Source organism: Micromonospora sp. IBSANI012, assembly GCF_052814045.1.
In genome coordinates, this window is the sequence record NZ_CP199933.1 from 5,285,852 (window position 1) to 5,309,056 (window position 23,205).

Below are 23,205 nucleotides of genomic sequence, written 5' to 3' on the forward strand. Positions count from 1 at the left end.
GCACGATGGAGGCGACGGTGTCCGACGAGCGACCCTCCCCGGACGGGCCGGCCACATTTCGGGAGGTGTTCGGCCAGTCCGAGTACCGGGCGATCTTCGTCGCCACCGTGTTCTCCTGGGTGGGCGACTACGTGGCCAAGGCCGCGGTCACCGTGCTGGTCTACCGGCAGAGCCAGTCGATCGCCCTCTCCGCCGCCGCGTTCGCGGTCAGCTACCTGCCCTGGCTGGTCGGCGGGCCGCTGCTCGCCGCGCTCGCCGAGCGCTACCGCTACCGGCAGGTCATGGTCGTCTGCGACCTGATCCGGATGGCGCTGATGGCGCTGATCGCCGTGCCGGGCGTGCCGGTGTGGGTGATCCTGGCCCTGCTCTTCGCCACCACGCTCGCCAACCCGCCCAGCCAGGCCGCCCGGTCCGCGCTCATGCCGGCCATCCTCACCGGGGACCGGCTGGTCCTCGGCCTGTCGTTGAACGCCAGCTCGGCCCAGGCGGCCCAGGTGGTCGGATACCTCCTCGGTGCCGCGTTGGCCGCGGTGAACCCGACCGTCGCGCTGCTGATCAACGCGGCCACCTTCGCCGGGTCCGCCGCGCTGACCCGCTTCGGCGTCCGCGACCGGGAACCGGCGATGACCGCCGCGCACCGCAGCCACCTGTTGCGCGAGACGGGGCAGGGCTTCCAGATCGTCTTCGGCACCCCGGTCCTGCGGGCCATCGCCGTGCTGGTCTTCAGCGCCATGCTCTTCTCGATCGTCCCCGAGGGGCTGGCCGCCGCCTGGGCCGGCGAGCGTTCCGGCGACGGGCTGGACAGCGGCGTCGCGCAGGCCGTCATCATGGCCGCCAACCCGGTCGGGTTCATCCTGGGCGGGCTGGTGGTGGGGCGGGCGGTCGCGCCGGCCCGCCGGCTCGCCCTGATGCGGCCGCTGGCGGTGCTCGCCCCGCTGGTCCTGGTGCCCACCCTCCTCGACCCGCCACCGGTGGTGGTGGCCCTGCTCGCGGCCGCCTGCGGCTTCGCCGCCGCCGGCCTGCTGCCGACCGCCAACGGGCTCTTCGTCCGCGCCCTGCCCAACGGCTACCGGGCCCGCGCCTTCGGCGTGATGGCCACCGGCATGCAGGTGATCCAGGGCGCCTCGGTGCTGGTCACCGGGCTGCTCGCCGACCGCTTCTCCATCCCGCTGGTGGTCGGCCTGTGGAGCGCCGCCGGCGTGGTGCTGATGCTGGTGACGGCCCTGCGCTGGCCGGACGGCGAGACCATCGACGCGGCCGTCGCGGCGGCCGACCGGGCCAACCGGGACGACGCCGCGGCGCGGGAGGGCGCGCACGGGCCCGGTGGCCGGCCGCGCCCCGGCCGGGCGACGGACGGCCGCTCCGAGGGCCGGCGCAGCCCCGCTGTGACGTGATCGGCAGCCCGCCCGGCCGGTACGCGGCGGCCGGTGCACCGGGGCACCTGGCAGGATGGAACGGTGAATTCCGCAGCTGAGTCCGACCGGCCCGGTGCGCCGACGACCCTCTTCGAAGCGGTCGGCGGCGAGCCCACCTTCCGCAAGCTGGTCGACGAGTTCTACGTCGGCGTCGCCACCGACCCGCTGCTGCGCCCGATGTACCCGGAGGAAGACCTCGGGCCGGCCGCCGACCGGATGACGCTGTTCCTCATGCAGTACTGGGGTGGCCCCAACACCTACTCCGCCCAGCGGGGGCACCCGCGGCTGCGGATGCGGCACGCGCCGTTCCGGATCGGCGCGGCCGAGCGGGACGCCTGGCTGCACCACATGCGGCGGGCGGTCGACCGGCTGGACCTGCCGCCGGAGGTCGCCAAGGCACTCTGGGACTACCTGGAGCGCGCCGCGTACTTCATGGTCAACGTGATGGAGGAGCCGGCCGGGGACGCCTGACGGCCCGGCGGTCGCGACCGGCCGGGGCCGGCCCCGCCCGTCGGGCTCAGAGCAGGGCGCCCTCGTCGTGCAGCCAGTCCACGAAGGTGGTCGCCACGGCCGCCCCGCAGTCGAGCATCTCGACCAGGAGCGCGTCGTGGGTGCCCGCACCCAGCGGCACCTGCAGCTCGGCGTAGATCGGCAACTGGCCCCGCTCGGTGGGGTCGCCGATGTACGCCTTGCAGAACCGGCGGGTGTGGTTCCACTCGTTGACCACCCGGTAGGCCCGGTCCGCCCAGTCCGGCGGGACCGTCGCGTGTGGACGGGCCCGCATCACCAGGATCTCGTCCTCGGGGCCCTCCAGGGTGACCAGCACCGCGTGCCGCTCCCACATGGCCAGCAGGTTCCCGTCGCCGTCGGCCAGGTACCGCACGTCGAGCAGGTCGAGGGCCTCACAGACCCGGCGCAGGGTGACCGGCTCCACACTGACCGGCATGTCTGCGATCACCGGCCGTTCGGCCGCCTTGCAGTCGTCCCCCGGCTGCCGGGGGGACGGTGGTCCGACCCGGACGGTGCTGTCCACTGTGATCCCGGTTCGAGTTTCCGGGTCGCCGCCGCCAGCGGCGGGACCAGGGCGCCATGACCACCACGGCATCGCTCGCGCACCTCACTCCCCAGCGGATCCGGACGCCTACGGTGCGTTGGATCCGAGGATGGACGGTACCCGGACAGCCGGGTTGAAGCACCCCCCCAACGACAGCCCCAGGCCAGAAGAATGACCGTGGGTCATCCGTTCGGATGATCCTTCACCGGTCGGATCGCCAGCTCCGAGACCTTGCGCGACCATGCCGCTCCGTACGGTCCCACCAGGCCGATCCAGCGGCCCGCGACGCGTACCTGGACCTCGCCCGGGGCGTCGACGGGCCCGAGGAATCCCATCCGGACCACGCCCTGGACCAGGCGCTGGGTCACCTCGACCGGCTCGCCCGGCGGCTCGTCCGGGGTGACCACCACCGCCACGTGGTCGAGCAGCGCGTCGCGCAGCACCCGCTGGCCCACCGCCCGGCCGCCCACGCCCTCGGTGGCCGCGGTCCGCAGGGTGCCCGCCGCCGCCTCGGCGATCCGCCGCAGCTCCCCGGCGGGCAACGCCTCCACCCGGCGGCTCGCCGTCGGCGGCAGCGGCCAGCGCCACTGGTCGTCCCGCCGGCGCGGCAGCGCCCCGCTGGCGGACTCCAGCTCGGCCAGCAGGTCGGCGGCGGCGACCGTGACGTCACCCGGGCCGGCGCCGGCCACCGTGCGGACCACCAGCACGTCCCACGGCAGCCGGGCCCAGAGCGCCGTACGCCTGGCCCCGTCGACCGGGCGGAGCCGGACCACGGTGGCCGGGTCGAAGCGGACCAGCCGGGCCAGGAAGGCCCCCGCGTCGGGAACCCCGTCCAGCCCGTGCCCCGGCGTCACGACGCGCGCGCCACTCACGCCGCCCCGCCCGAGGGCGCGTACGCCACCAGGAAGGCCCGCTCATCGGAGGTGATCCGGCGGGGCCGCTTGGCCACCAGGTCGAACGGCACCAGCACCGACCGGGCGGTGCTGGCCAGCACGTCGCCGTCGTACAGCTCGTAGGCGACGGTGAACCGGGAGGCCCGGATCTCCTCCACCCACAGTTCGATCCGGACGGTCGGGGCGGCCTCCGCGGTGGCCCGGCCCAGCGCGTAGTCGACCGGGCGCAGGTAGTCGACCTCGTGCCGGCGGATGACCACTCCGTCGGCGAACGAGCCCACCCCCCACGCCCGGCCGCCGGCGAACATCAACGCCACCCGCGCCTCCTCGTAGAGGGTGAGGAAGCGCGAGTTGTTGACGTGCCCGTACGCGTCCAGGTCGGACCAGCGCAGCGTGCAGTGGTAGATGAACCGGTCAGCCAAGGCTCAGCACCAGTCAGTCACGGGTGAGCTTGCGGTAGGTCACCCGGTGCGGGCGGGCCGCCTCGGCGCCGAGCCGGTCGACCTTGTTCTTCTCGTACGCCTCGAAGTTGCCCTCGAACCAGAACCACTTGGACGGGTCCTCGTCGTCGCCCTCCCAGGCCAGGATGTGCGTGGCGACCCGGTCCAGGAACATCCGGTCGTGGGAGATGACCACGGCGCAGCCGGGGAACTCCAGCAGCGCGTTCTCCAGGCTGGAGAGGGTCTCCACGTCCAGGTCGTTCGTCGGCTCGTCGAGCAGGATGACGTTGCCGCCGATCTTCAGGGTCAGCGCCAGGTTGAGCCGGTTGCGCTCGCCGCCGGAGAGCACCTTGGTGGGCTTCTGCTGGTCCGGCCCCTTGAAGCCGAACGCGGCGATGTACGCCCGCGACGGCATCTCGACCTTGCCCACCATGAGGTGGTCCAGCCCGTCGGAGACGACCTCCCAGACGGTCTTGTCGCCGTCGAGGCCCTGCCGGGCCTGGTCGACGTAGGACAGCGAGACCGTGTTGCCGACCCTCACCTCGCCGTCGGTGGGCTGCTCCAGCCCGACGATGGTCTTGAACAGGGTGGTCTTGCCGACGCCGTTCGGGCCGATGATGCCGACGATGCCGTTGCGCGGCAGCGAGAACGACAGGTTGTCGATCAGCAGCCGGTCGCCGAAGCCCTTGCTGAGGCTGTTCGCCTCGATGACCGTGCTGCCCAGGCGCGGGCCCGGCGGGATCTGGATCTCCTCGAAGTCCAGCTTCCGGGTCTTCTCCGCCTCGGCGGCCATCTCGTCGTACCGGTCGAGCCGGGCCTTGGACTTGGTCTGCCGCGCCTTGGCGTTGGAGCGGACCCACTCCAGCTCCTCGGAGAGGCGCTTCTTCATCTTGGCGTCGCGGCGGCCCTCGACGGCCAGCCGGGCGGCCTTCTTCTCCAGGTAGGTGGAGTAGTTGCCCTCGTACGGGTAGGCCCGGCCGCGGTCCAGCTCGAGGATCCAGTTGGCCACGTTGTCCAGGAAGTACCGGTCGTGGGTGATGGCGATGACGGTGCCGGCGTACTTGGCCAGGTGCTGCTCCAGCCACTGCACGCTCTCGGCGTCCAGGTGGTTGGTGGGCTCGTCGAGCAGCAGCAGGTCGGGGGCCTCCAGCAGCAGCTTGCACAGCGCGACCCGGCGGCGCTCACCACCGGAGAGCTGGGTGACGTCGGCGTCCGGCGGCGGGCAGCGCAGCGCGTCCATGGCCAGTTCGAGCTTGGAGTCGATGTCCCAGGCGTCGGCGTGGTCCAGCTCCTCCTGGAGCTTGCCCATCTCCTCCATCAGCTCGTCGGAGTAGTCCGTGGCCATCTGCTCGGCGATCGAGTTGAACCGCTCCAGCTTGGCCTTGGTCTCGGCCACCGCCTCCTCGACGTTGCCGAGGACGGTCTTGCTGTCGTTGAGCGGGGGCTCCTGGGCGAGCATGCCGACGGTGTAGCCGGGCATCAGCCGGGCCTCGCCGTTGCTCGGCCGGTCCCAGCCTGCCATGATCTTGAGGAGGCTGGACTTACCGGCGCCGTTCGGGCCGACCACACCGATCTTGGCCCCCGGCAGGAAGTTCAGCGTCACGTTGTCGAGCACGACCTTGTCGCCGTGCGCCTTGCGCGCCTTTTCCAGGACGTAGATGAACTGGGCCACGGTGCGGGCTACCTCCGTCGGTTGCTGTCGCCGATTGGCGGGCACGGCACGGGCTGCGTCCGCCGCCCGCCGCCGCCGGCCGGGAGCCGGCTGCGCGCACGCCGTCGTCAATCCTGACAGGTACGGCGCGCCGCGCCCACATCACCCCGCCCGAGCAGTACGTCGCAGGTGGCTCCCGCGGGCTTTCCTGCGAGCCGGAGGACGGCGGGAGCGCCGACCTCCGCCCAGGCTGTCGCCATGATCACGAGTAAGGTTCAGCGACCGTGGGACGGGTAGGTGACTCCGGCACGGGGCGCCAGACGCCGCAGCTAGGCTCAGACTCTCATCGCGGTGGACCCGTCAGTACCCGGAGGTGGCCGATCGTGACCGTCCGTAGCTCCTTTGTCGTGGTGGCGAACCGATTGCCGGTCGACGAGGTGAGCACACCCGAGGGACGGCAGTGGCGACGCAGCCCGGGCGGGCTGGTGACCGCCCTGCACCCCGTCCTCGCCGAGCACCAGGGCACCTGGGTCGGCTGGGCCGGCGGTACCGGCGCCGCTCCGGAGCCGTTCGACCTGGAGGGCATCCGCCTGCACCCGGTGCCGCTGAGCGCCGAGGAGCTGGAGCGCTACTACGAAGGCCAGTCCAACGCCACCATCTGGCCGCTCTACCACGACGCGGTCGAGACCCCGGCGTACAAGCGCCGGTGGCGCGAGGCGTACCGCCTGGTCAACGCCCGGTTCGCGGAGGCCGCAGCGGACGTGGCGGCCGAGGGTGCCACGGTCTGGATCCAGGACTACCAGCTCCAGCTGGTCCCGGCGATGCTCCGCGAGCTGCGGCCGGACCTGAAGATCGGCTTCTTCCTGCACATCCCGTTCCCGCCGATCGAGCTGTTCATGCAGATGCCGTTCCGCACCGAGATCCTGCGCGGGCTGCTCGGCGCCGACCTGGTCGGGTTCCAGCAGCGGCTGGCCGCGCAGAACTTCGTCCGGCTGGCCCGGCACCTGCTCGGCCTGCGCTACGAGGGCCAGATGATCCAGGTGGACGGCCGGCAGGTGAAGGCCGGCGCCTTCCCCATCTCGATCGACACCCAGGAGATGGAGCGGATGGCCGCCGACCCGGCGATCCAGGCCCGGGCCAAGCAGATCCGCGAGGAGCTGGGCAACCCGAAGACGATCATCCTGGGCGTCGACCGGCTCGACTACACCAAGGGCATCGAACTTCGGCTGAAAGCCTTCCGGGAACTCCTCGCTGACGGAAAGTTGACAGTGCCGGACGCGGTTATGGTGCAGGTCGCGACGCCCAGCCGCGAGCGGGTGGAGCACTACCAGGCACTTCGCGTCAAGGTGGAACGCGAGGTTGGTCGGATTAATGGCGAATTCGGACGGGTGGGTGTGCCGGCGGTGCATTATCTGCATCAGTCGTACAGTCGCTCCGAGCTGGCCGCGATGTACGTCGCGGCCGACGTGATGATGGTGACCCCCCTGCGAGACGGAATGAATCTGGTGGCCAAGGAGTACGTGGCATCGCGCGCCGACCAGGGCGGCGCGCTCGTGCTCAGCGAGTTCGCCGGTGCGGCCACCGAGCTGCGCCAGGCATTCCTGTGCAACCCGCACGACCCGGACGCGGTCAAGGACGCCCTGCTGCGGGCCGTACACGTGGAGAAGCCGGAGGCCCGTCGACGCATGCGGATCATGCAACGTCATCTACGCACCCACGACGTGGGGCACTGGGCGAAATCGTTCCTCACCGAGCTCGGCACGTCCGGGGTGGAGGCAGCGTGAACGTCCCCACCGACATCGTGACCCCACCCGCGGGGACGATGGACCCCGAGCTGCGCGCGGCCATCGGGCGGATCGCCCGGGTCCCCCAGCTCCTGGTCGCCTGCGACTACGACGGCACGCTCGCGCCGATCGTGGAGGACCCGAGCAAGGCCGTGCCGCTGCCGGAGTCGGTCGCCGCGGTTCGGGCGCTCGCCGCGCTGCCGCAGACCACCGTCGCGGTGGTCTCCGGTCGGGCGCTGCGCGACCTGGCCGCGCTCTCCCGGCTGCCCAGCGAGGTCCATCTGGTCGGCAGCCACGGCTCCGAGTTCGACATCGGCTTCGTCGAGCGGCTCTCCCCCGAGCTGATCGCCGTCCGCACCCGGCTGCGCGACGCGCTGCGCGAGATCGCCGCGGCCCACCCGGGCGTCCGGCTTGAGCGCAAGCCGGCCAGCGTCGCCGTGCACACCCGCGGGGTCGACCCGCAGGTCGCGGCGGCCACCATCGAGGCGGTCCGCAACGGCCCCGCGAAGTGGGACGACGTCACGGTCACCCAGGGCAAGGAGGTCATCGAGCTGTCGGTGGTCGCCACCCACAAGGGCACCGCCGTCGACCAACTCCGCACCCAACTCTCGGCCAGCGCCGTGCTCTTCATCGGCGACGACGTCACCGACGAGAACGCCTTCGGCAACCTGCACGGCCCGGACGTCGGCATCAAGATCGGCCCGGGTGACACCCAGGCCGGCTACCGGGTCGCCGAGCCGATCGAGGCGGCCCGGGCCCTCGGCCTGCTGCTGGAGACCCGCCGGCACTGGCTCTTCGGCGAGCGGGCCGTCCCGATCGAGCGGCACTCGATGCTCTCCAACGGGCGGACGGTCGCCCTGCTCACCCCCGACGCCAAGGTCAGCTGGCTCTGCCACCCCAAGCCGGACTCGGCGGCGATCTTCGCCGACCTGGTCGGTGGCAGCCCCGCCGGCCACTTCACGGTCGCTCCGGAGCGCGGTGGCATCCCGCTGGGGCAGCGCTACCGCAGCGGCACCATGACCGTGGAGACCCGCTGGTCCGGGCTCACCGTCACCGACTGGCTCGACCTGCCGGCCCGGGAGACCACCCCCGACGGCCCGGCGATCATCACCGGCGACTCGACCCTGGTCCGGGTGCTGACCGGCTCCGGCAAGGCCCGCATCGACTTCGCCCCGCGCCCGGAGTTCGGCCAGGTCGCCGTCCAGCTCCAGCCGCTCGACGACGGCCTGCTGGTGCTCGGCTCCAACGAGCCGGTCGCGCTCTACGCCCCGGGTGTGGCCTGGGAAGTCAGAAGCGACGGAGTGAACGAGAGCGCGGAGGCGATGGTCGACCTCTCCGCCGCCGGCGGCCAGGTCGTGCTGGAGCTGCGCTTCGGCACGCACAGCCTGGAGCACCACGCCGTCCCGATCCACGAGCGGCAGGCCAAGGCGGAGCAGCCGTGGAAGGACTGGGTGGCCTCGCTGCGGCTGCCCACCACCGCCCGCGACCTGGTCGCCCGCAGCGCGCTCACGCTGCGCGGCCTCTGCCACGAGGCGACCGGCTCGATCCTGGCCGCCGCGACCACGTCGCTGCCCGAGGAGCTGGGCGGGGTCCGCAACTGGGACTACCGCTACTGCTGGCTGCGCGACGCGGCACTGACCGCCCGCGCGCTGGTCGACCTGGGTTCCCTCGATGAGGCCGAGGCGCTGCTGCGCTGGGTGGACGGCTGCGTCGAGCGCACCGGCGGCCACCCCGAGCGGCTGCACCCGCTCTACACCATCGACGGCTACGAGCTGGGCGCCGAGGCGGTCATCGACACTCTCCCCGGGTACGCCGGCTCCCGGCCGGTCCGGGTGGGCAACCTCGCCAACCACCAGCTCCAGCTCGACGTCTTCGGCCCGATCGCGGACCTGATCGCCGCCGTGGCCGACGCCCGGGGCTCGGTCCGCGAGGACGAGTGGCGGGTGCTGGAGAACATGGTCGAGGCGGTCCGCCGCCGCTGGCACGAGCCCGACCACGGCATCTGGGAGGCCCGCCTCCCCCCGCGGCACCACATCTTCTCCAAGGTGATGTGCTGGATGACCGTCGACCGCGCGCTGCACATCATGCGCCAGCACGGCGGCGAGGACCGGCCGGAGTGGGTGGAGCTGCGCGACCGGATCGGCGCCAACGTGCTGGAGAACGGCTGGCACGAGGCGGTCGAGGCGTACAGCGTCGCGTACGGCGACGAGGACATGGACGCCTCCTCGCTCTGGATCGGCCTGTCCGGGCTGCTGCCCGGCGACGACCCGCGCTTCCTCTCCACCGTGCTCCGGATCGAGGCGGACCTGCGCAGCGGGCCGGTCGTCTACCGGTACCACTGGGACGACGGCCTGCCCGGCCGGGAGGGCGGCTTCCACATCTGCACGGCGTGGCTGATCGAGGCGTACCTGCGCACCGGCCGCCGCACCGACGCGGAGGAGCTGTTCATGCTGATGATCGACACGGCGGGCCCGACCGGGCTGCTCCCCGAGCAGTACGACCCGCTCGCCGAGCGCGGCCTGGGCAACCACCCGCAGGCCTACAGCCACCTCGGCCTGATCCGCTGCGCGCTGCTGCTGGACAACATGCTCAAGCAGTGATCTGACCAGCGACGACGGCGGCCGGAGAGACACCTCTCCGGCCGCCGTCGCGTCTGGCGCCCCGTCGTGCGGAGCCGCCGGCCGGGGCGAAGATCCACCCCGCAGGCCGACGCGGGGACCGCGAGCGGGGTTGGTCAGGGGGCCGGCGCCGGGGTGCCGATCAGACGTCGAGCGCGCCCACCACGTCGCCGATCACGACGATGGCGGGTGGGCGCAGGCCCGCCGCCACCACGTCCGCCGCCACCGCGCCGAGCGTCGAGCGCAGCGTCCGCTGGGCGCCGGTGGTGCCCTCCTGGATCACGGCGACCGGGGTGGCCGGGTCCTTGCCGTGCGCGTTGAGCGTCGCGGTGATCGCGGCGAGGTTCTTCAGTCCCATCAGGACGACCAGGGTGCCGCGCAGCCCGGCCAGGGCCGGCCAGCGCACCAGCGAGTCCGGCGAGTCCGGCGCGACGTGCCCGGAGACGACGGTGAACTCGTGCGCCACCGCCCGGTGGGTGACCGGGACGCCGGCCACCGCCGGCACGGCGATCGCGCTGGTCACCCCCGGCACCACGGTCACCGGTACGCCCGCCTCGGCGCAGGCCAGCAGCTCCTCGCCGCCCCGACCGAAGACGTACGGGTCGCCACCCTTGAGCCGGACCACGACCTTCCCGGCCAGGGCCCGGTCCACCAGGATCCGGTTGATCTCCTCCTGGGCGCGCGACGGGCCGTACGGGATCTTGGAGGCGTCCACCAGCTCGACGTCGGGGCGCAGCTCGTCCAGGAGCAGCCCGGGCACCAGCCGGTCGGCGACCACCACGTCCGCCTCGGTGAGCAGCCGCCAGCCCTTGACGGTGATCAGCTCCGGATCGCCCGGCCCGGCACCCACCAGCGCCACCCGACCGGGTGCGGCCCCGCCCGGCGTCGTGCCCCGCCCGGCGGCGGCCAGACCGGTGCGCACGTTCAGCAGGTCGCGCACGGCGTCCCGGACGCTCATCGCGCGCCGCGGGTCGCCCCCGCCGAACACCGCCACGGTGACCGGGCCGTGCCGGGTCACCGCCGGCGTCCACGCGGTGGCGGCGGAGCGGTCGTCGGCGCGTACGCAGAAGATCCGGCGCTCGGCGGCGGCGGCGCTGACCGACGCGGCGGCGAGCGGGTCGTCGACGGCGACCTGGACCAGCCAGGCGCCGTCCAGGTCGGCCGGGACGAACCGGCGCGGCGCCCAGTGCAGCCGCCCCGCGTCGACGTGGGCCTGCAGCGCGGGGGTCAGCTCCGGCGAGACGAGGAAGACGTCCGCCCCGGCGTCCAGCAGCGCGGGCACCCGCCGGGTGGCCACCGCTCCCCCGCCCACCACGACCACCCGCCGGCCGGCGAGCCGCAGGCCGAGGGGGTAGGGGTTCCCGATCACTTCTCGGAGACCCCCGCCGAGTCGAAGGTGGCGACCTCGTGCAGCACCCGGACCGCGCCGGTGACCACCGGCAGCGCCAGCAGCGCGCCGGTGCCCTCGCCGAGGCGCAGGCCGAGGTCGATCAGCGGGTCCAGGCCGAGGTGGCGCAGCGCCACGGTGGCCCCCGGCTCGGCGGAGCGATGCCCGGCGACCATCGCGCCGACCGCGTCCGGGGCCAGGGCGGTCGCGACCAGCGCGGCGCTGGCCGCGATCACCCCGTCCAGCAGCACCGGGACGCGGCGGGCGGCGGCGCCGAGGATCAGGCCGGCCAGCGCCGCGTGCTCCAGGCCGCCGACGGCGGCCAGCACGCCGAGCGGGTCGGCCGGGTCGGGCCGGTGCCGGTCCAGCGCGGTCCGCACCACGCCGACCTTGCGCCGGTACGTCTCGTCGTCCACCCCGGTGCCGCGCCCGGTCGCCTCGGCCGGGTCGATACCGGTGAGCGCGGCGATCAGCGCCGCGGACGGGGTGGTGTTGCCGATGCCCATGTCGCCGGTGAGCAGGATGCCCGCTCCGGCGTCGACCAGGTCGCCGGCGATCCGGATGCCGGTCTCCAGCGCCGTGCGTGCCTCGTCGCGGGTGAGCGCCGCGGTGACGGTCATGTCCCGGGTGCCCCGGCGGACGTTCGCGGCGACCAGGCGGGGTCCGACCGCCGGATCGTCGGTGGCGTCCGGGTCGACCGGGAGCGGGGTGGCCACGCCGACGTCGACCACGGTGACCGAGGCGCCGGCCTGGCGGGCGAAGGCGTTGACCACCGCCCCGCCGGCCAGGAAGTTGGCGATCATCTGGGCGGTGACCTCCTGCGGCCAGGGGGTCACCCCCTGGGCGTGCACGCCGTGGTCACCGGCGAAGATCGCCACCGCCGCCGGCTCGGGCAGCGGCGGCGGGCAGGCGCCGGCCAGCCCGGCGAGGCGTACGGAGAGTTCCTCCAGGGCGCCGAGGGAACCGGCGGGCTTGGTCAGCCGGGCCTGGAGGTCGCGCGCGGCGGCCATCGCCGGCTCGTCGAGCGGCCCGATCGCCGCGATGGTGGTCTCCAGCATCATGCCTCCAGGATCTCGGCGAGTACGTCGGTGAACGCGTCGGTGGTCGCCGGGTCGCGTACCGCCACCCGCAGCCAGTCCGGCCCCAGACCGGGGAAGGTGTCCCCGCGTCGCACGGCCCAGCCGCGCTCGCGCAGGGTCTCCCGCACCCGGTCGGCGCCGGCCAGGTGCAACAGAACGAAGGCGCTGGCCGGGCGGCCCGCGACGCGTACCCCGGGCAGGGCCGACAGGCGGGCGACCAGGTGGTCGCGGTCGGCGGCGAGCCGCGCGGCGATCTCGCGCTCGGCCGCGACGGCGGTGGGCGACGCGCAGGCGGTGGCGGCGGCCAGCGCCGGGGTGGAGACGGCCCAGAGCGGCTGGACGGCCGCCAGCCGGTCCAGCAGCGGGGCCTCGCCGAGCAGGTAGCCGATCCGCAGGCCGGCCAGCCCCCACGTCTTGGTGAGGCTGCGCACCACCACCAGGCCGGGCAGGTCTCGCCGGCCGGCCAGCGACTCGGGCTCGCCGGCCACGCCGGGGGCCAGGGTGGTGTCGGCGAACGCCTCGTCGACGACCAGCACCCGGCCCGGTCGGGCCAGGGCGGCCAGGTCGGCGGCGGGGTGCAGCACCGAGGTCGGGTTGGTCGGGTTGCCGATCATGACCAGGTCGGCGTCGGCGGGCACCCGCGCCGGGTCGAGCCGGAAACCGTCGGCCGGGTCGAGCAGCACCCGTTCCACCTGGTGCCCGGCGGCGCGCAGCGCGGCCTCCGGCTCGGTGAACTGCGGGTGCACCACCACCGGGCGGTGCACCCCGGCCAGCGCGCGGGCCAGCAGCACGAAGCCCTCGGCGGCGCCGGCGGTGAGCAGTACCTCCGCCGGGGGACGCCCGTGCCGGGCGGCGACGGCCGCCCGGGCCGGCCCCGGGTCCGGGTACGCGGCCAGCTCGGCCAGCGAGGCGGTGAGCGGGTCGGCCAGCCAGTCCGGCATGGTGTCCCGGCGGACGTTGACGGCCAGGTCGACCAGGCCCGGGGTTGCCTCGGCGTCCCCGTGGTGCCCCAGATCGGGTTCTTTCCCGGTGCCCGGCGGCACCTCGATCAGCTGACCATGCATGTCCGTGATCCTGCCGGGAAGCCGCCGTACGGGACAGCGGATCCCGACGTGGGTCGCGTCACCGCTCGGCGACAGTCTCGCCCGTTTATGAATTCTTCTCATTTCCGAATCGGAAATGTCATAACTTGACCCTGTGAGCAACCGACCCCTTGCTGCCGCTGGTCGTACCGTTCCGCTCCTCCGCGCCGGGCTCATCGCCGGCATCGTCGTCGCCGCCGTGGCCTACCCGTTGGCCGCGTTCACCGGCCTCGGCGCCAAGGCCACCGCGCACGCCGTGGAGCAGAAGACGGGCATCCTGCGCACCGCGCTGCCGGCCGAGACGTCGTACCTCTACGCCCCCGACGGCAAGACGATCCTGACCATGTTCTACGAGGAGTACCGGCAGTACACGAAGCTGTCGGACATGTCGCCGAACATCCAGCAGGCGATCGTCGCCGCCGAGGACAACCGCTTCTACCAGCACCACGGCGTCGACCCGAAGGGCGTCGCCCGGGCCTTCGTGGCCAACGCCCGCTCCAGCGGCGTCTCCCAGGGCGCCTCGACCCTGACCATGCAGTACGTCCGGATGGCGCTGCGGGACAGCGCCAAGACCCCGAAGGAGGTCCAGGAGGCCACCCAGCAGACCAGCCTGCGCAAGGTCAAGGAGATGCGGATGGCCCTGGACGTCGAGAAGGAGCTGACCAAGGAGGAGATCCTGGAGCGCTACCTCAACTCGGCGTACTTCGGCCACCGGGCGTACGGCATCTACGCCGCCGCGCAGATCTTCTTCTCCAAGACCCCGGCCACCCTCACCCCGGTCGAGGCGGCCACCCTCGCCGGGCTGGTCAAGTCCCCCTCCGAGTACGACCCGATCAGCTCGGACCAGAAGGACGCCACCGGCCGGCGCAACTACGTGCTCGACCGGATGGCCCAGCTCGGCTACCTCTCCCCGGACGCCGCGGCGGCGGCCCGGTCGGAGCCCATCCGGACCCGGGTGACGACCCCGGCCAACGACTGCACCTCACTGCCCAGCCAGTACCAGACCTGGGGCTTCGCCTGCGACTACGTCAAGAACTGGTGGAGCGCGCAGTCCGCGTTCGGCGAGAACCGGCTGGAGCGGATGGACAAGCTGCGCCGGGGCGGCTACCGGATCGTGCTCAGCCTCGACCCGAAGGTCCAGTCGGCGGCGGAGAAGAACGTCGGCGCGAAGGACGGCGTCGGCAGCCCCTTCGCCAACGGCATCGTGGTGGCCGAGCCGGGCACCGGCCGGGTGAGGGCGATGGCGGTGAACCGGACGTACTCGCTGGACCTCAGCGAGAACCCGTCCAGCTCCAACCCGGAGGCCGGCCCCAAGGTCAAGGCGAACTACCCGAACACGGTGGCGCCCCTGCTCGGCGGCGGCAGCCTCCCCGGCTACCAGGCCGGATCGACGTTCAAGATGTTCCCGATGCTCGCCGCGCTGGACGCCGGGATGCCGCTGTCCACCGAGTACAACTCGCCGTACCGATACCAGTCGAGGATCTACGACGGCTGGGCTCCGTCCAACGCCAGCGGGGCGATGACCGGCCGGCAGACCATGTGGTCCGGCTTCGGCAAGTCGGTGAACACCTACTTCGTCCAACTGGAGGAGCAGATCGGCGCGGACCGCGGGGTACGCCTCGCCGAGCAGCTCGGGCTGCGCTGGCGTACCGACGTGGACCGGGACCACGCTTCCCCGGCCAAGGCCAAGAAGTGGGGCGCGTTCACCCTGGGCGTCTCCGACGCCACCCCGCTGGAGCTGGCCAACGCGTACGCCGCGATCGCCGCCGACGGCCGGTACTGCGAGGCGATGCCGGTCCTGTCGATCACCAACCGGGACGGCACGCCGGCGACGTACCGGACGGCGTCCGGCATCCAGCGGGAGGTGGCCAAGCCGCGCTGCCGGCAGGTGGTGAGCGCGGACGCGGCCCGGGCCGCCACCGACGCCGCCCGCTGCCCGACCGGGGACACCCCGGCGAAGGGCAGCTGCGGGGGCTGGTCGACGGCGGACAGCGTCCGGGGCACGGTGGGCCGCCCGGTGGCCGGCAAGACCGGTACCACGGACAGCACCCGGTCGGCCTGGTTCGTCGCCTACACGCCCGAACTGGCGGCGGCGAGCTTCATCGCCGACCCCGACAACCCGTTCAACGCGGTGGGTGACGGCCAGTCCCAGGTCCCCGTCAGCGCGGTCGCCGAGACGCTGCGCGACGGCCTCAAGGGCACGGCCCCCCGCCAGTTCACCCCACCGTCGGACCGCATCGTGGGGTGAGACCGGCCCGCCCGCCCGGATGACCGGGAGCGCTGCGTCAGGAACGGTGCGGTTCCTGGCGCAGCGCTTCTGTCCGCCCCCGGCCGCGGGCCGGCGCGGGTCATGGGCGCCGGCCCCCGCTCGCGGGCCGGCGGGTCGCGGGGCGGCTGCCGCCCCGCTCACGGGCCGGCCGGGCGCGGGGCGGGCGCGGTGACGGGCGGGGCGTTCAGTGCAGGTCGGCGGCGACCAGGGACCAGAGTTCCAGGTCGACCCGGGCGCCCCGGACGAAGCCGGCGTTGCGCAGCAGGCCCTCGTAGCTGAAGCCGGCCTTCTCCGCGACCCGGCGGGAGGCCACGTTGCCCGGGGCCACCCGCAGCTCGACCCGCTGGAAGCCGTGCTCCAGGATCAGCGCGATGGCCAGCGCGTCCACCGCCTCGGCGGCCAGCCCGAACCCGCGGGCGTGCGGGGCGAGGGCGTACGACACCTCGGTGAGCCGGGCACCCCAGTCCGTGCGCCGGGTCCAGAGGCAGCCGACCACCCGGGCGTCCTCCCGGCGCACCACCGCGTAGTGGTCGCCGTCGCCGCTGTCGCGCCGCTGCCGGGCGAGATCCGTGCACCAGGCCGGCCCGTCGATCTGCCCGTTGGCGTCGGCCAGCGGCAGCCAGCGCTGGGTCTGCCGGTCGGCGAAGACCTCGTCGACCTCGTCGGCGTCCGCCGCCCGCAGCTGGCGCACCTCCGTACGCGGGGTGGAGACGGTCAGCGCCGGGAAGCGGCGGACGGCCACCTGCCCGATCACGCCGGTGCCCCGACGCCCTCGGCAATCCCGGCCGCCGACACCAGTCGCGTCGCGATGGCCGGGTCGGCCGCCCAGTGCAGGCCGAGCTGCGAGGCGTGCACGCCCCGCCAGACGAAGCCCTCGGGAGCGCCGCCCTCCCAGCTCCACGCCGGGCGTTCACCGGCCCGGGGGGTGAGCACCGCACTGTGCTGCTTGTAGCCGACCACGGTCGCCCCGGCCTCGGCGACCACGCTGGCGGTGCGCGCGGTCGCCTCGCGGTAGCCGACGACCAGACCATCGCGGCTGGCGCCCATCGCGTCCAGCACCCCGCACATCGGCCGGCCGTCCAGCTCGCGGGCCAGCCAGAGCAGGCCCGCCCCCTCGGCGAGCACCGGGCGGCCGGTGCGGGCCAGCTCGGCCACGGCGATGCAGAGCCGGCGGTTGGCGGAGAGTTCGGCGGCGTACGACTCGGGCAGGCCGGCGCCGACGACCAGCGCCCGGGTGCCGGCGGGCAGCGCCTCGTCGCGCAGCGGGTCGACGGTGACCACCTCGGCGCCCGCCGCGCGCAGCAGCTCGGCCGTCTCGGCGTAGCTGTAGCTGCCGCCCGGCCCACCGGCCAGCGCGACCAGCGGGCGGCCCTCGACCGGGGCGGCCGGCGACGGCGACCACGGCTCGACGGTCAGCGCGGGCGCGGAGCGGGCCAGCGCGAGCAGCCGGTCCAACTCGACGGTGCCGGCCACCGCCTCGCCGAGGCGCCGCACCGCGCGGGCCGCCTCGGCGTCGCCGCCGACCACCGGCAGCACGCCGTGCCGCCGGGCGGGCAGCACCGGGGGCAGCTCGTGCCGGCGCAGCGCGCCGTAGACGGGGACGTCGACGTCGTCGAGCGCCTGCCGCAGCATCGCCTCGTGACGCGGGGACGCGACCTGGGTGAGGATCACCCCGCCGAGCCAGAGCTGGTCGTCGTAGGAGCGGAAGCCGTGCACCAGGGCGGCCACCGACTGCCCCATCGCCGCCACGTCCACCACCAGCACGACCGGGCTGCGCAGGGCGGTGGCCACGGCCGCCGTGGACTCCGCGTCGGGGCGCCCGGCGACCGAGTCGTACAGCCCCATGGTGCCCTGCACCACGGCCAGCTCGGCGCCGGCCGCGCCGTGCGCGAAGAGCGGGCCGAGCCGGTCCGCGCCGACCAGCCTCGCGTCGAGGTTGCGGCCGGGTCGACCGGCGGCCAGGCCGAGGTACGCGGCGTCGACGTGGTCCGGGCCGACCTTGAAGCCGGCGACGTCCAGGCCCCGTTCGGCGAGGGCGGCGAGCAGCCCGATGGCCAGCGCGTTGGTGCCGTGTCCGGAGGACGGCGCGCTGAGCACGAGGCGCGGCACGGCGGTCATCATCGACTCCTCGCGGGCGACGGGTGGTGGCAAGCGGACGACCGGGAAGATCTCCGACCGGAGATCCGCTCGCGTGACCATACCCGCCCAGACCGACACGTGGCGGCCGCCGACCGGTCCGCGCACCGGGCCGTCGCGGTCAGTGGTCGCGGTCATACAGGTAGCCTCGTGGCGTGTACCGGTTCCTCCTGACCCCACGCTGGCTGGGCATCCTCGCGCTGACCCTGGTCGCCGCCGCGGTGATGGTGCTGCTCGGCAACTGGCAGCTGGACCGCTACGAGCAGCGCACGGCGGTCAACGAGCGCATCGACGCCGGTAGCCGGGGCACCCCCGCGCCGCTGCGCGACGCGCTGCCCGCACCCACCGGCGGGGCGGGCTCCGTCGGCCCGGCCCCCGCCGAGCAGGTCGAGTGGAGCCGGGTCACCGCCACCGGCCGGTACGACGCCGCGAACGTGGTCCTGATCCGTGGCCGGACGGTCGACAGCAAGGTCGGATTCGAGGTGCTCGCCCCGCTGGTGCTGACCGACGGCACGGCCGTGCTGGTCGACCGGGGCTGGGTCCCGCCCGCACCGGGTGGCGCGATGGCCATGCCGCAGGTGCCCGCCCTGCCCACCGGCGACGTGACGGTGGTCGGTCGGGTGCACCCCACCGAGACCGGCGGGTCCGGCGTGGACCGGCGCGACGGCCGGCTGGAGACCCGCCGGGTCACCGTCGACAAGATCGCCCGCGAGCTGCCGTACCCGGTGCACGGGGCGTACCTGCTGCTGGACGAGCAGACCCCGGCGAACGACCCGGCCTTCCGCGCGGTACCCATCGGGCACGCCAACAACTGGCAGAACTTCGGCTACGTGATCCAGTGGTGGCTCTTCGCCGCGATGTCGCTCTTCGGCTACGGCTGGGTCGCCCGCCGGGAGGCCCGGCGGGCGGCGGGGCTGGACGCGCCGAAGGGGCCGGTCGACCGGGCAGCGGAACCCGCCACCCCGGCCTGACGGCGCGATCGGCGGTCTCCTCGGCCGGGTGAAACCGGACAGTCGGGCGGGCCACGGGACAGCGGAGGACGTTGTAGGGTCCGCCCGTGATCAACGAGCCGGCGACCCCTGATCCCACCACCGCCCCGTCGGAGCCGGCGACGGCGGCGTACCCGGCCTACGACCCGTGGAGCGCCATGCCGCCCTCGGACACCCCGCCGGTCACCGCGCGGTTCTCCGCGCCGCCGGCACCGCACCCGGCCCCCACCGCGCCGTTCTCCGCCCCGCCGGCGGCGCCGTCCACCGCGCACGTCCCCGCGCCGCCAGCCGGGCACGAGGAGCCGACCGCGCGGTTCTCCGCGCCGCCGGCACCGCATCCCGCACCCACCGCGCAGTTCCCCGCGCCGCACTCCGCCGGCCCGACCGCGCCGTACCCCGCCGTTCCGCCCGCGCTGTACGCCATGCCGCCGGCGGGACCGGTCGGACACGTACCCCCGCAGTCGCCGCCGACCGCGCACCTGCCGATGGCGCACTCCGCGCCGCCCGCGACGGCGCAGTTCTCCGCGCCGCCGGCCCACTTCTCGGCGCCGCCGGCGCCGTTCCCGGTGCCGGCCCAGTTCTCCGCGCCGCCCGCCCGGCCGGGGCCGCATCCGCCGGTGCCCGCGCCGGCGCTGCTGCCCGCCGGCTACCCGCCGGCCCGGCCGGACGTGGTGGCGGTGCAGATCGGCGAGATCGTGGTCACCCCGCCGGTGATCCGGACGCCGGCCGGGGTGCTGCCGCTGGCCGGCGCCTCCTGGCAGGTGGCGGACTTCTGGCAGAAGGAGGAGAAGATCGCCACCTGGGCGCTGGTCTGCGCCATCGTGGGCTTCTTCTGCCTGACCTTCTTCAGCCTGCTCTTCCTGCTGGTCAAGGAGACCCGGCACCACGGCACCGTCCAGGTGACGGTCGTCAACGGCGCCCACCAGTACGTGGCCCGCATCCCGGTGGTGGACCAGGGCCAGGTGCAGCACATCAACAACCAGGTGAACTACGCCCGGTCGCTGTCGACGTTCTGATCCCGGCGGCGGCGCGGGTCAGCCGCCGGCCCGCCCGGCGTGGATCGCCCGGACCATGTCGATGGTGTCCGCCTCGGCGGCGGACTTGTCCTCGCGGTAGCGCACCACCCGGGCGAAGCGCAGCGCCATCCCGCCCGGGTAGCGGGAACTGGTCTGCACCCCGTCGAAGGCGATCTCGACCACCTGCTCGGGGCGGACCCGGACCACCCAGTCGCCGCGCTCGACCGCCAGCGACAGGAACCGCTCGGTCTGCCAGCGCAGCAGCTCGTCGGTGAGGCCCTTGAACGTCTTGCCGAGCATCACGAAATCGCCGGTGTGCGGATCCCGGGCGCCGAGGTGCAGGTTGGAGAGCCAGCCCTGCCGCCGGCCGCTGCCCCACTCCACCGCCAGCACCACCAGGTCTAGGGTGTGCCGGGGCTTGACCTTCACCCAGGCCGCGCCGCGCCGGCCCGCGTCGTACGGCGCGTCCGGCGACTTCACCACGACGCCCTCCTGGCCGGCGTCGATGGCGGCGGCGAAGGCCACGGCGGCCCGCTCGGCGTCGTCCACCTCCATCCGCCCGACCAGCAGCGACTCGTCGACGGCGCCGGCCAGCGCCGCCCACCGCTCCCGGCCGGGCCGGTCGATCAGATCCTCGCCGTCGATGTGCAGCAGGTCGAAGAAGTACGGCGTCAGCACCGTCTCGCCGGTCGTCTCGGCGGCGGCGAGCACCGCCGGGGCGACCGGAGCGCCGCTGGTGGTGCTCGGCGTGGTGCGCCGGGCGGCCCGGCTGGAGGTCTGCTGGAACGGCAGCGGGCGGCCGGTGGCGTCCAGCCCGATGGCCTCGCCGTCGAGCACCAGCTCGCGGGCGGGGAGCGCGCGCACGGCGGCGACCACCTCGGGAACCCGGGTGGTGCACTCGTCGAGGCTGCGGGTGAAGACGGCGATGTCGTCGCCGGAGCGGTGCACCTGGATCCGGATGCCGTCGAGCTTGACGTCCACCACCGCCGGTACGCCAGCGGCCTCAAGCGCCGCGTCGACCGACGGGGCGCTCTGCGCCAGCATCGGGGCGAGCGGTCGGCCGACCTGGAGCCCGAACTCGGCCAGCGCGGCGGCGCCCCCGGAGAGCGCGGCGACCGCCACCGCTCGCAGGTCACCCGCGAGCAGCAGGGCCCGGCGGACGGCGGCGACCGGCACCTCGGCGGCCCGGGCGATGGCGTCGGCGAGCAGCCCCGCCTGGGCACCCTGGCGCAGCTCCCCGCTGAACAGCCCGACCAGCAGCCGCTGCTCGTCGGCGGTCGCGGCGGCGAAGAGCGCGCCCAGCAGCTCCCGCCGGCGAGCCTGCGAGCCGGGGCCGCTGACCGCCGCGATCCGGTCGACCGCCGCGTCCACGACGGCCACGGTCAGGGACGGCTCGGCGGCCGGTGCCGGCAGGTCGCGCAGGGCGGCCCAGCCGACGCCGGTCTGCCGCTGGCGCAGCTCGCCGGCGAGGTAGCCGGAGCCGGCCGGCACCTCGGCCGGGTCGAGCGCCCGCAGCGCGGCGGCGAGCAGCTCCACCTTGGCCCGCCGGCCGCTGGTGGCGCCGACCGCCGCGGAGGTGGCTGCCAGGTCGAGGAACCGCACGGCCTCATCCTGCCAGCCACCCCCGACACCACCCGGGCATTGCCGTGCCCGGGCCGTCCTGGTGGGCGGCGCGGGACAGCCTCTCAGGCGGAGACGGGCTCCTCGATGCGCAGGCCCCGGGCCCGCACCTCGTCGGCGACCCGGGAGAGGACGCCGTCGAGGGCGACCAGCGCGGCCGAGAGCTCGCCGAGCTGTTCCTTGAGCGTGTCCTCGGGCCACGCGGAGACGTCGACGTCCCCCAGAGCACTCACGGCGGCCTCGAGCCGCGCCATCACGTCGTTCGTACGCATGTTCGAAAGGCTATAACAGCCCTGCGCCCGACACACCGCAAACTCCGACATCGGCCTCGAAGTTACGGTTCCGTCACCAAGGGCCTGCGCCAAAGCCCCTGGCCAGCCACTGACTTGACACAGGCCCTAACCGACCTGGCGCTCCACCTCGGCGACCCGAGCCAGCAGCAGCGCCTCGGCCAGGCAGACCCGGGCGAACTCGCCCAGGTGCAGGCTCTCGTTCGGGCCGTGCGCCCGCGCGTGCGGGTCCTCGACGCCGGTCACCAGGACCGCCGCCTGCGGGAACATCTCCTGGAAGGTGGCGATGAACGGGATCGAGCCGCCGACGCCGATGTCCACCGGATCGGTGCCGTCCCAGGCGGTACGGAACGCGGCGCGGGCCGCGTCGAACATCGGGCCCGAGGCGTCGATGACGCAGGGGTCGCCGTCGTGCTCGAAGGTGACTGTCACCTGGGCGCCCCACGGCGCGTGCTTCTCCAGGTGGGTGCGGAGCGCATCGTACGCGCGCGTCCGGTCGTCTCCCGGCGCCAGCCGTACGCTGAGCTTGGCCTTTGCTGCCGGCACGAGCGCGTTCGGCGCCTCGGCGGTGGCCGGCGCGTCGACGCCGAGGACGGCGAGCGCCGGCTTGGTCCAGAGCCGGTCGGTGATCCGGCCGGTCCCGAAGAGGCTGGCACCCGCGACCAGGCCGGCCTCGGTGCGGAACCGGTCCTCCGGGTAGTCGACGCTGGCGCCCTCCCGCCCGACGAGACCCTCGACGGCCACGTCACCGGCGTCGTCGTGCAGGGTGGCCAGCAGCCGGACCAGCGCGGTCAGCGCGTCCGGCACCGCGCCGCCGAACATGCCGCTGTGCACCGCGTGGTCGAGGGTGCGCACCTCGACGAAACAGTTGACGATGCCGCGCAGCGAGGTGGTCAGCGCCGGTACGCCGACGTCCCAGTTGGTGGAGTCGGCGATCACGATGACGTCGGAGGCGATCTCGCTCCGGTGTTCGGCGAGCAGCCGCTCCAGCGAGTCGGAGCCGTACTCCTCCTCCCCCTCGATGAAGAGGACCACGCCGACCGGGAGCTGGTCGCCGAAGGCGCGCAGCGCCGCGACGTGCGCCATGATGCCGGCCTTGTCGTCGGCGGCGCCCCGGCCGTAGAGGCGGCCGTCCCGCTCGACCGGCTCGAACGGGTCGGACTCCCAGAGCGACAGGTCGCCGACCGGCTGCACGTCGTGGTGGGCGTACAGCAGGACGGTGGGTGCCCCGGGCGGTGCCGGCTTCCTCCCGATCACCGCCGGCTGGCCGCCGGAGCGGACGATCCGGGTGTCGAGGCCGCAGCCGCGCAGCAGCTCCGCGACGGCCTCGGCGGAACGCTCGACGTGCGAGTGGTCGAAGCCCTCGAAGGCGATGCCGGGGATGCGGACGAGTCGTTCCAGATCGGCACGGACACCGGGCAGTTCACGCTCGACGGCGGCCCGCACCTCGGACTCGGACATGATCGGTGTGGTCATGACCGG

At 74.1% G+C, this 23,205-nt stretch carries 19 protein-coding genes; 7 read left to right on the top strand and 12 right to left on the bottom strand.

All coding sequences use genetic code 11. The features are described 5' to 3' along the window. Nucleotides 1–5: 5 nt before the first annotated feature. Together ACTWM8_RS24370 and ACTWM8_RS24375 are read left to right on the top strand one after the other, a co-directional pair. Nucleotides 6–1,394, top strand: coding sequence for an MFS transporter (locus ACTWM8_RS24370; RefSeq protein ID WP_446211043.1), 1,389 nt, complete (start codon nt 6–8; stop codon nt 1,392–1,394). Between the two features lie 63 nt (nt 1,395–1,457). Next, nucleotides 1,458–1,886: a globin gene (locus ACTWM8_RS24375; RefSeq protein WP_446211044.1), complete on the top strand. Its 429-nt coding sequence runs from the start codon at nt 1,458–1,460 to the stop codon at nt 1,884–1,886. Nucleotides 1,887–1,932: 46 nt separating this feature from the next. Here the strand turns inward: ACTWM8_RS24375 and ACTWM8_RS24380 are convergent, their stop codons facing one another. The 4 genes from ACTWM8_RS24380 to ettA form a co-directional block, all read right to left on the bottom strand. Further along, the gene (locus ACTWM8_RS24380; RefSeq protein WP_446211045.1) at nt 1,933–2,520 is read right to left on the bottom strand and encodes a YbjN domain-containing protein; all 588 of its coding nucleotides are present in this window, start codon (nt 2,518–2,520) and stop codon (nt 1,933–1,935) included. 131 nt (nt 2,521–2,651) lie between these two features. Continuing rightward, nucleotides 2,652–3,341 carry a hypothetical protein gene (locus ACTWM8_RS24385; RefSeq protein ID WP_446211046.1) on the bottom strand — a complete coding sequence of 230 codons (690 nt, stop codon included), beginning with the start codon at nt 3,339–3,341 and terminating at the stop codon, nt 2,652–2,654. Further along, the gene (locus tag ACTWM8_RS24390; RefSeq protein ID WP_446211047.1) at nt 3,338–3,784 is read right to left on the bottom strand and encodes an acyl-CoA thioesterase; all 447 of its coding nucleotides are present in this window, start codon (nt 3,782–3,784) and stop codon (nt 3,338–3,340) included. The genes ACTWM8_RS24385 and ACTWM8_RS24390 overlap by 4 nt, the downstream gene beginning before the upstream one ends. A 13-nt stretch (nt 3,785–3,797) precedes the next feature. Further along, entirely contained in the window at nt 3,798–5,474 is a 1,677-nt protein-coding gene (ettA, locus tag ACTWM8_RS24395) for an energy-dependent translational throttle protein EttA (protein WP_446211048.1), read from the bottom strand. A 362-nt stretch (nt 5,475–5,836) separates the two neighbouring features. Here ettA and ACTWM8_RS24400 point away from each other — a divergent pair, with 362 nt between their 5' ends. Next, a complete protein-coding gene (locus ACTWM8_RS24400) occupies nt 5,837–7,237 on the top strand; it encodes an alpha,alpha-trehalose-phosphate synthase (UDP-forming) (RefSeq protein ID WP_154942398.1) in 1,401 nt (466 codons plus the stop codon). Nucleotides 7,238–7,275: 38 nt separating this feature from the next. After that, nucleotides 7,276–9,837, top strand: a complete 2,562-nt coding sequence (gene otsB, locus ACTWM8_RS24405; protein ID WP_446214657.1) for a trehalose-phosphatase — start codon at nt 7,276–7,278, stop codon at nt 9,835–9,837. Nucleotides 9,838–9,997: 160 nt separating this feature from the next. Here otsB and cobA read toward each other — a convergent pair whose 3' ends face one another. From cobA to cobC, 3 genes are read right to left on the bottom strand one after another with little or no spacing between them, the layout of a single operon-like run. Then, nucleotides 9,998–11,224, bottom strand: a complete 1,227-nt coding sequence (cobA, locus tag ACTWM8_RS24410; RefSeq protein WP_446211049.1) for a uroporphyrinogen-III C-methyltransferase — start codon at nt 11,222–11,224, stop codon at nt 9,998–10,000. After that, complete coding sequence (gene cobT / locus ACTWM8_RS24415; protein ID WP_446214658.1) at nt 11,221–12,300, bottom strand: nicotinate-nucleotide--dimethylbenzimidazole phosphoribosyltransferase; 1,080 nt, start codon at nt 12,298–12,300, stop codon at nt 11,221–11,223. The genes cobA and cobT overlap by 4 nt, the downstream gene beginning before the upstream one ends. Continuing rightward, nucleotides 12,300–13,385, bottom strand: a complete 1,086-nt coding sequence (gene cobC / locus ACTWM8_RS24420; protein WP_446211050.1) for an Rv2231c family pyridoxal phosphate-dependent protein CobC — start codon at nt 13,383–13,385, stop codon at nt 12,300–12,302. The genes cobT and cobC overlap by 1 nt, the downstream gene beginning before the upstream one ends. A 133-nt stretch (nt 13,386–13,518) precedes the next feature. Here cobC and ACTWM8_RS24425 point away from each other — a divergent pair, with 133 nt between their 5' ends. Then, nucleotides 13,519–15,651 carry a transglycosylase domain-containing protein gene (locus ACTWM8_RS24425; protein WP_446211051.1) on the top strand — a complete coding sequence of 711 codons (2,133 nt, stop codon included), beginning with the start codon at nt 13,519–13,521 and terminating at the stop codon, nt 15,649–15,651. A gap of 205 nt (nt 15,652–15,856) precedes the next feature. Here the strand turns inward: ACTWM8_RS24425 and ACTWM8_RS24430 are convergent, their stop codons facing one another. Together ACTWM8_RS24430 and ACTWM8_RS24435 are read right to left on the bottom strand one after the other, a co-directional pair. Beyond that, entirely contained in the window at nt 15,857–16,426 is a 570-nt protein-coding gene (locus tag ACTWM8_RS24430) for a GNAT family N-acetyltransferase (RefSeq protein ID WP_446211052.1), read from the bottom strand. Continuing rightward, nucleotides 16,423–17,790: a cobyrinate a,c-diamide synthase gene (locus tag ACTWM8_RS24435; protein ID WP_446214659.1), complete on the bottom strand. Its 1,368-nt coding sequence runs from the start codon at nt 17,788–17,790 to the stop codon at nt 16,423–16,425. Before ACTWM8_RS24435 ends, ACTWM8_RS24430 begins: the two co-directional genes overlap by 4 nt. Nucleotides 17,791–17,963: 173 nt before the next feature. Here ACTWM8_RS24435 and ACTWM8_RS24440 point away from each other — a divergent pair, with 173 nt between their 5' ends. Further along, a complete protein-coding gene (locus ACTWM8_RS24440) occupies nt 17,964–18,779 on the top strand; it encodes an SURF1 family cytochrome oxidase biogenesis protein (RefSeq protein ID WP_446211053.1) in 816 nt (271 codons plus the stop codon). A gap of 86 nt (nt 18,780–18,865) precedes the next feature. Then, the gene (locus ACTWM8_RS24445) at nt 18,866–19,813 is read left to right on the top strand and encodes a hypothetical protein (protein WP_446211054.1); all 948 of its coding nucleotides are present in this window, start codon (nt 18,866–18,868) and stop codon (nt 19,811–19,813) included. A gap of 18 nt (nt 19,814–19,831) precedes the next feature. Here ACTWM8_RS24445 and ACTWM8_RS24450 read toward each other — a convergent pair whose 3' ends face one another. The 3 genes from ACTWM8_RS24450 to ACTWM8_RS24460 form a co-directional block, all read right to left on the bottom strand. Beyond that, nucleotides 19,832–21,415: an ATP-dependent DNA ligase gene (locus ACTWM8_RS24450; protein WP_446211055.1), complete on the bottom strand. Its 1,584-nt coding sequence runs from the start codon at nt 21,413–21,415 to the stop codon at nt 19,832–19,834. An 83-nt stretch (nt 21,416–21,498) separates the two neighbouring features. After that, nucleotides 21,499–21,705 (bottom strand): hypothetical protein, encoded by a 207-nt coding sequence (locus ACTWM8_RS24455; protein ID WP_088975693.1) that lies wholly within the window; start codon nt 21,703–21,705, stop codon nt 21,499–21,501. 126 nt (nt 21,706–21,831) lie between these two features. After that, complete coding sequence (locus tag ACTWM8_RS24460) at nt 21,832–23,184, bottom strand: M20/M25/M40 family metallo-hydrolase (RefSeq protein WP_446214660.1); 1,353 nt, start codon at nt 23,182–23,184, stop codon at nt 21,832–21,834. Nucleotides 23,185–23,205: the final 21 nt, after the last annotated feature.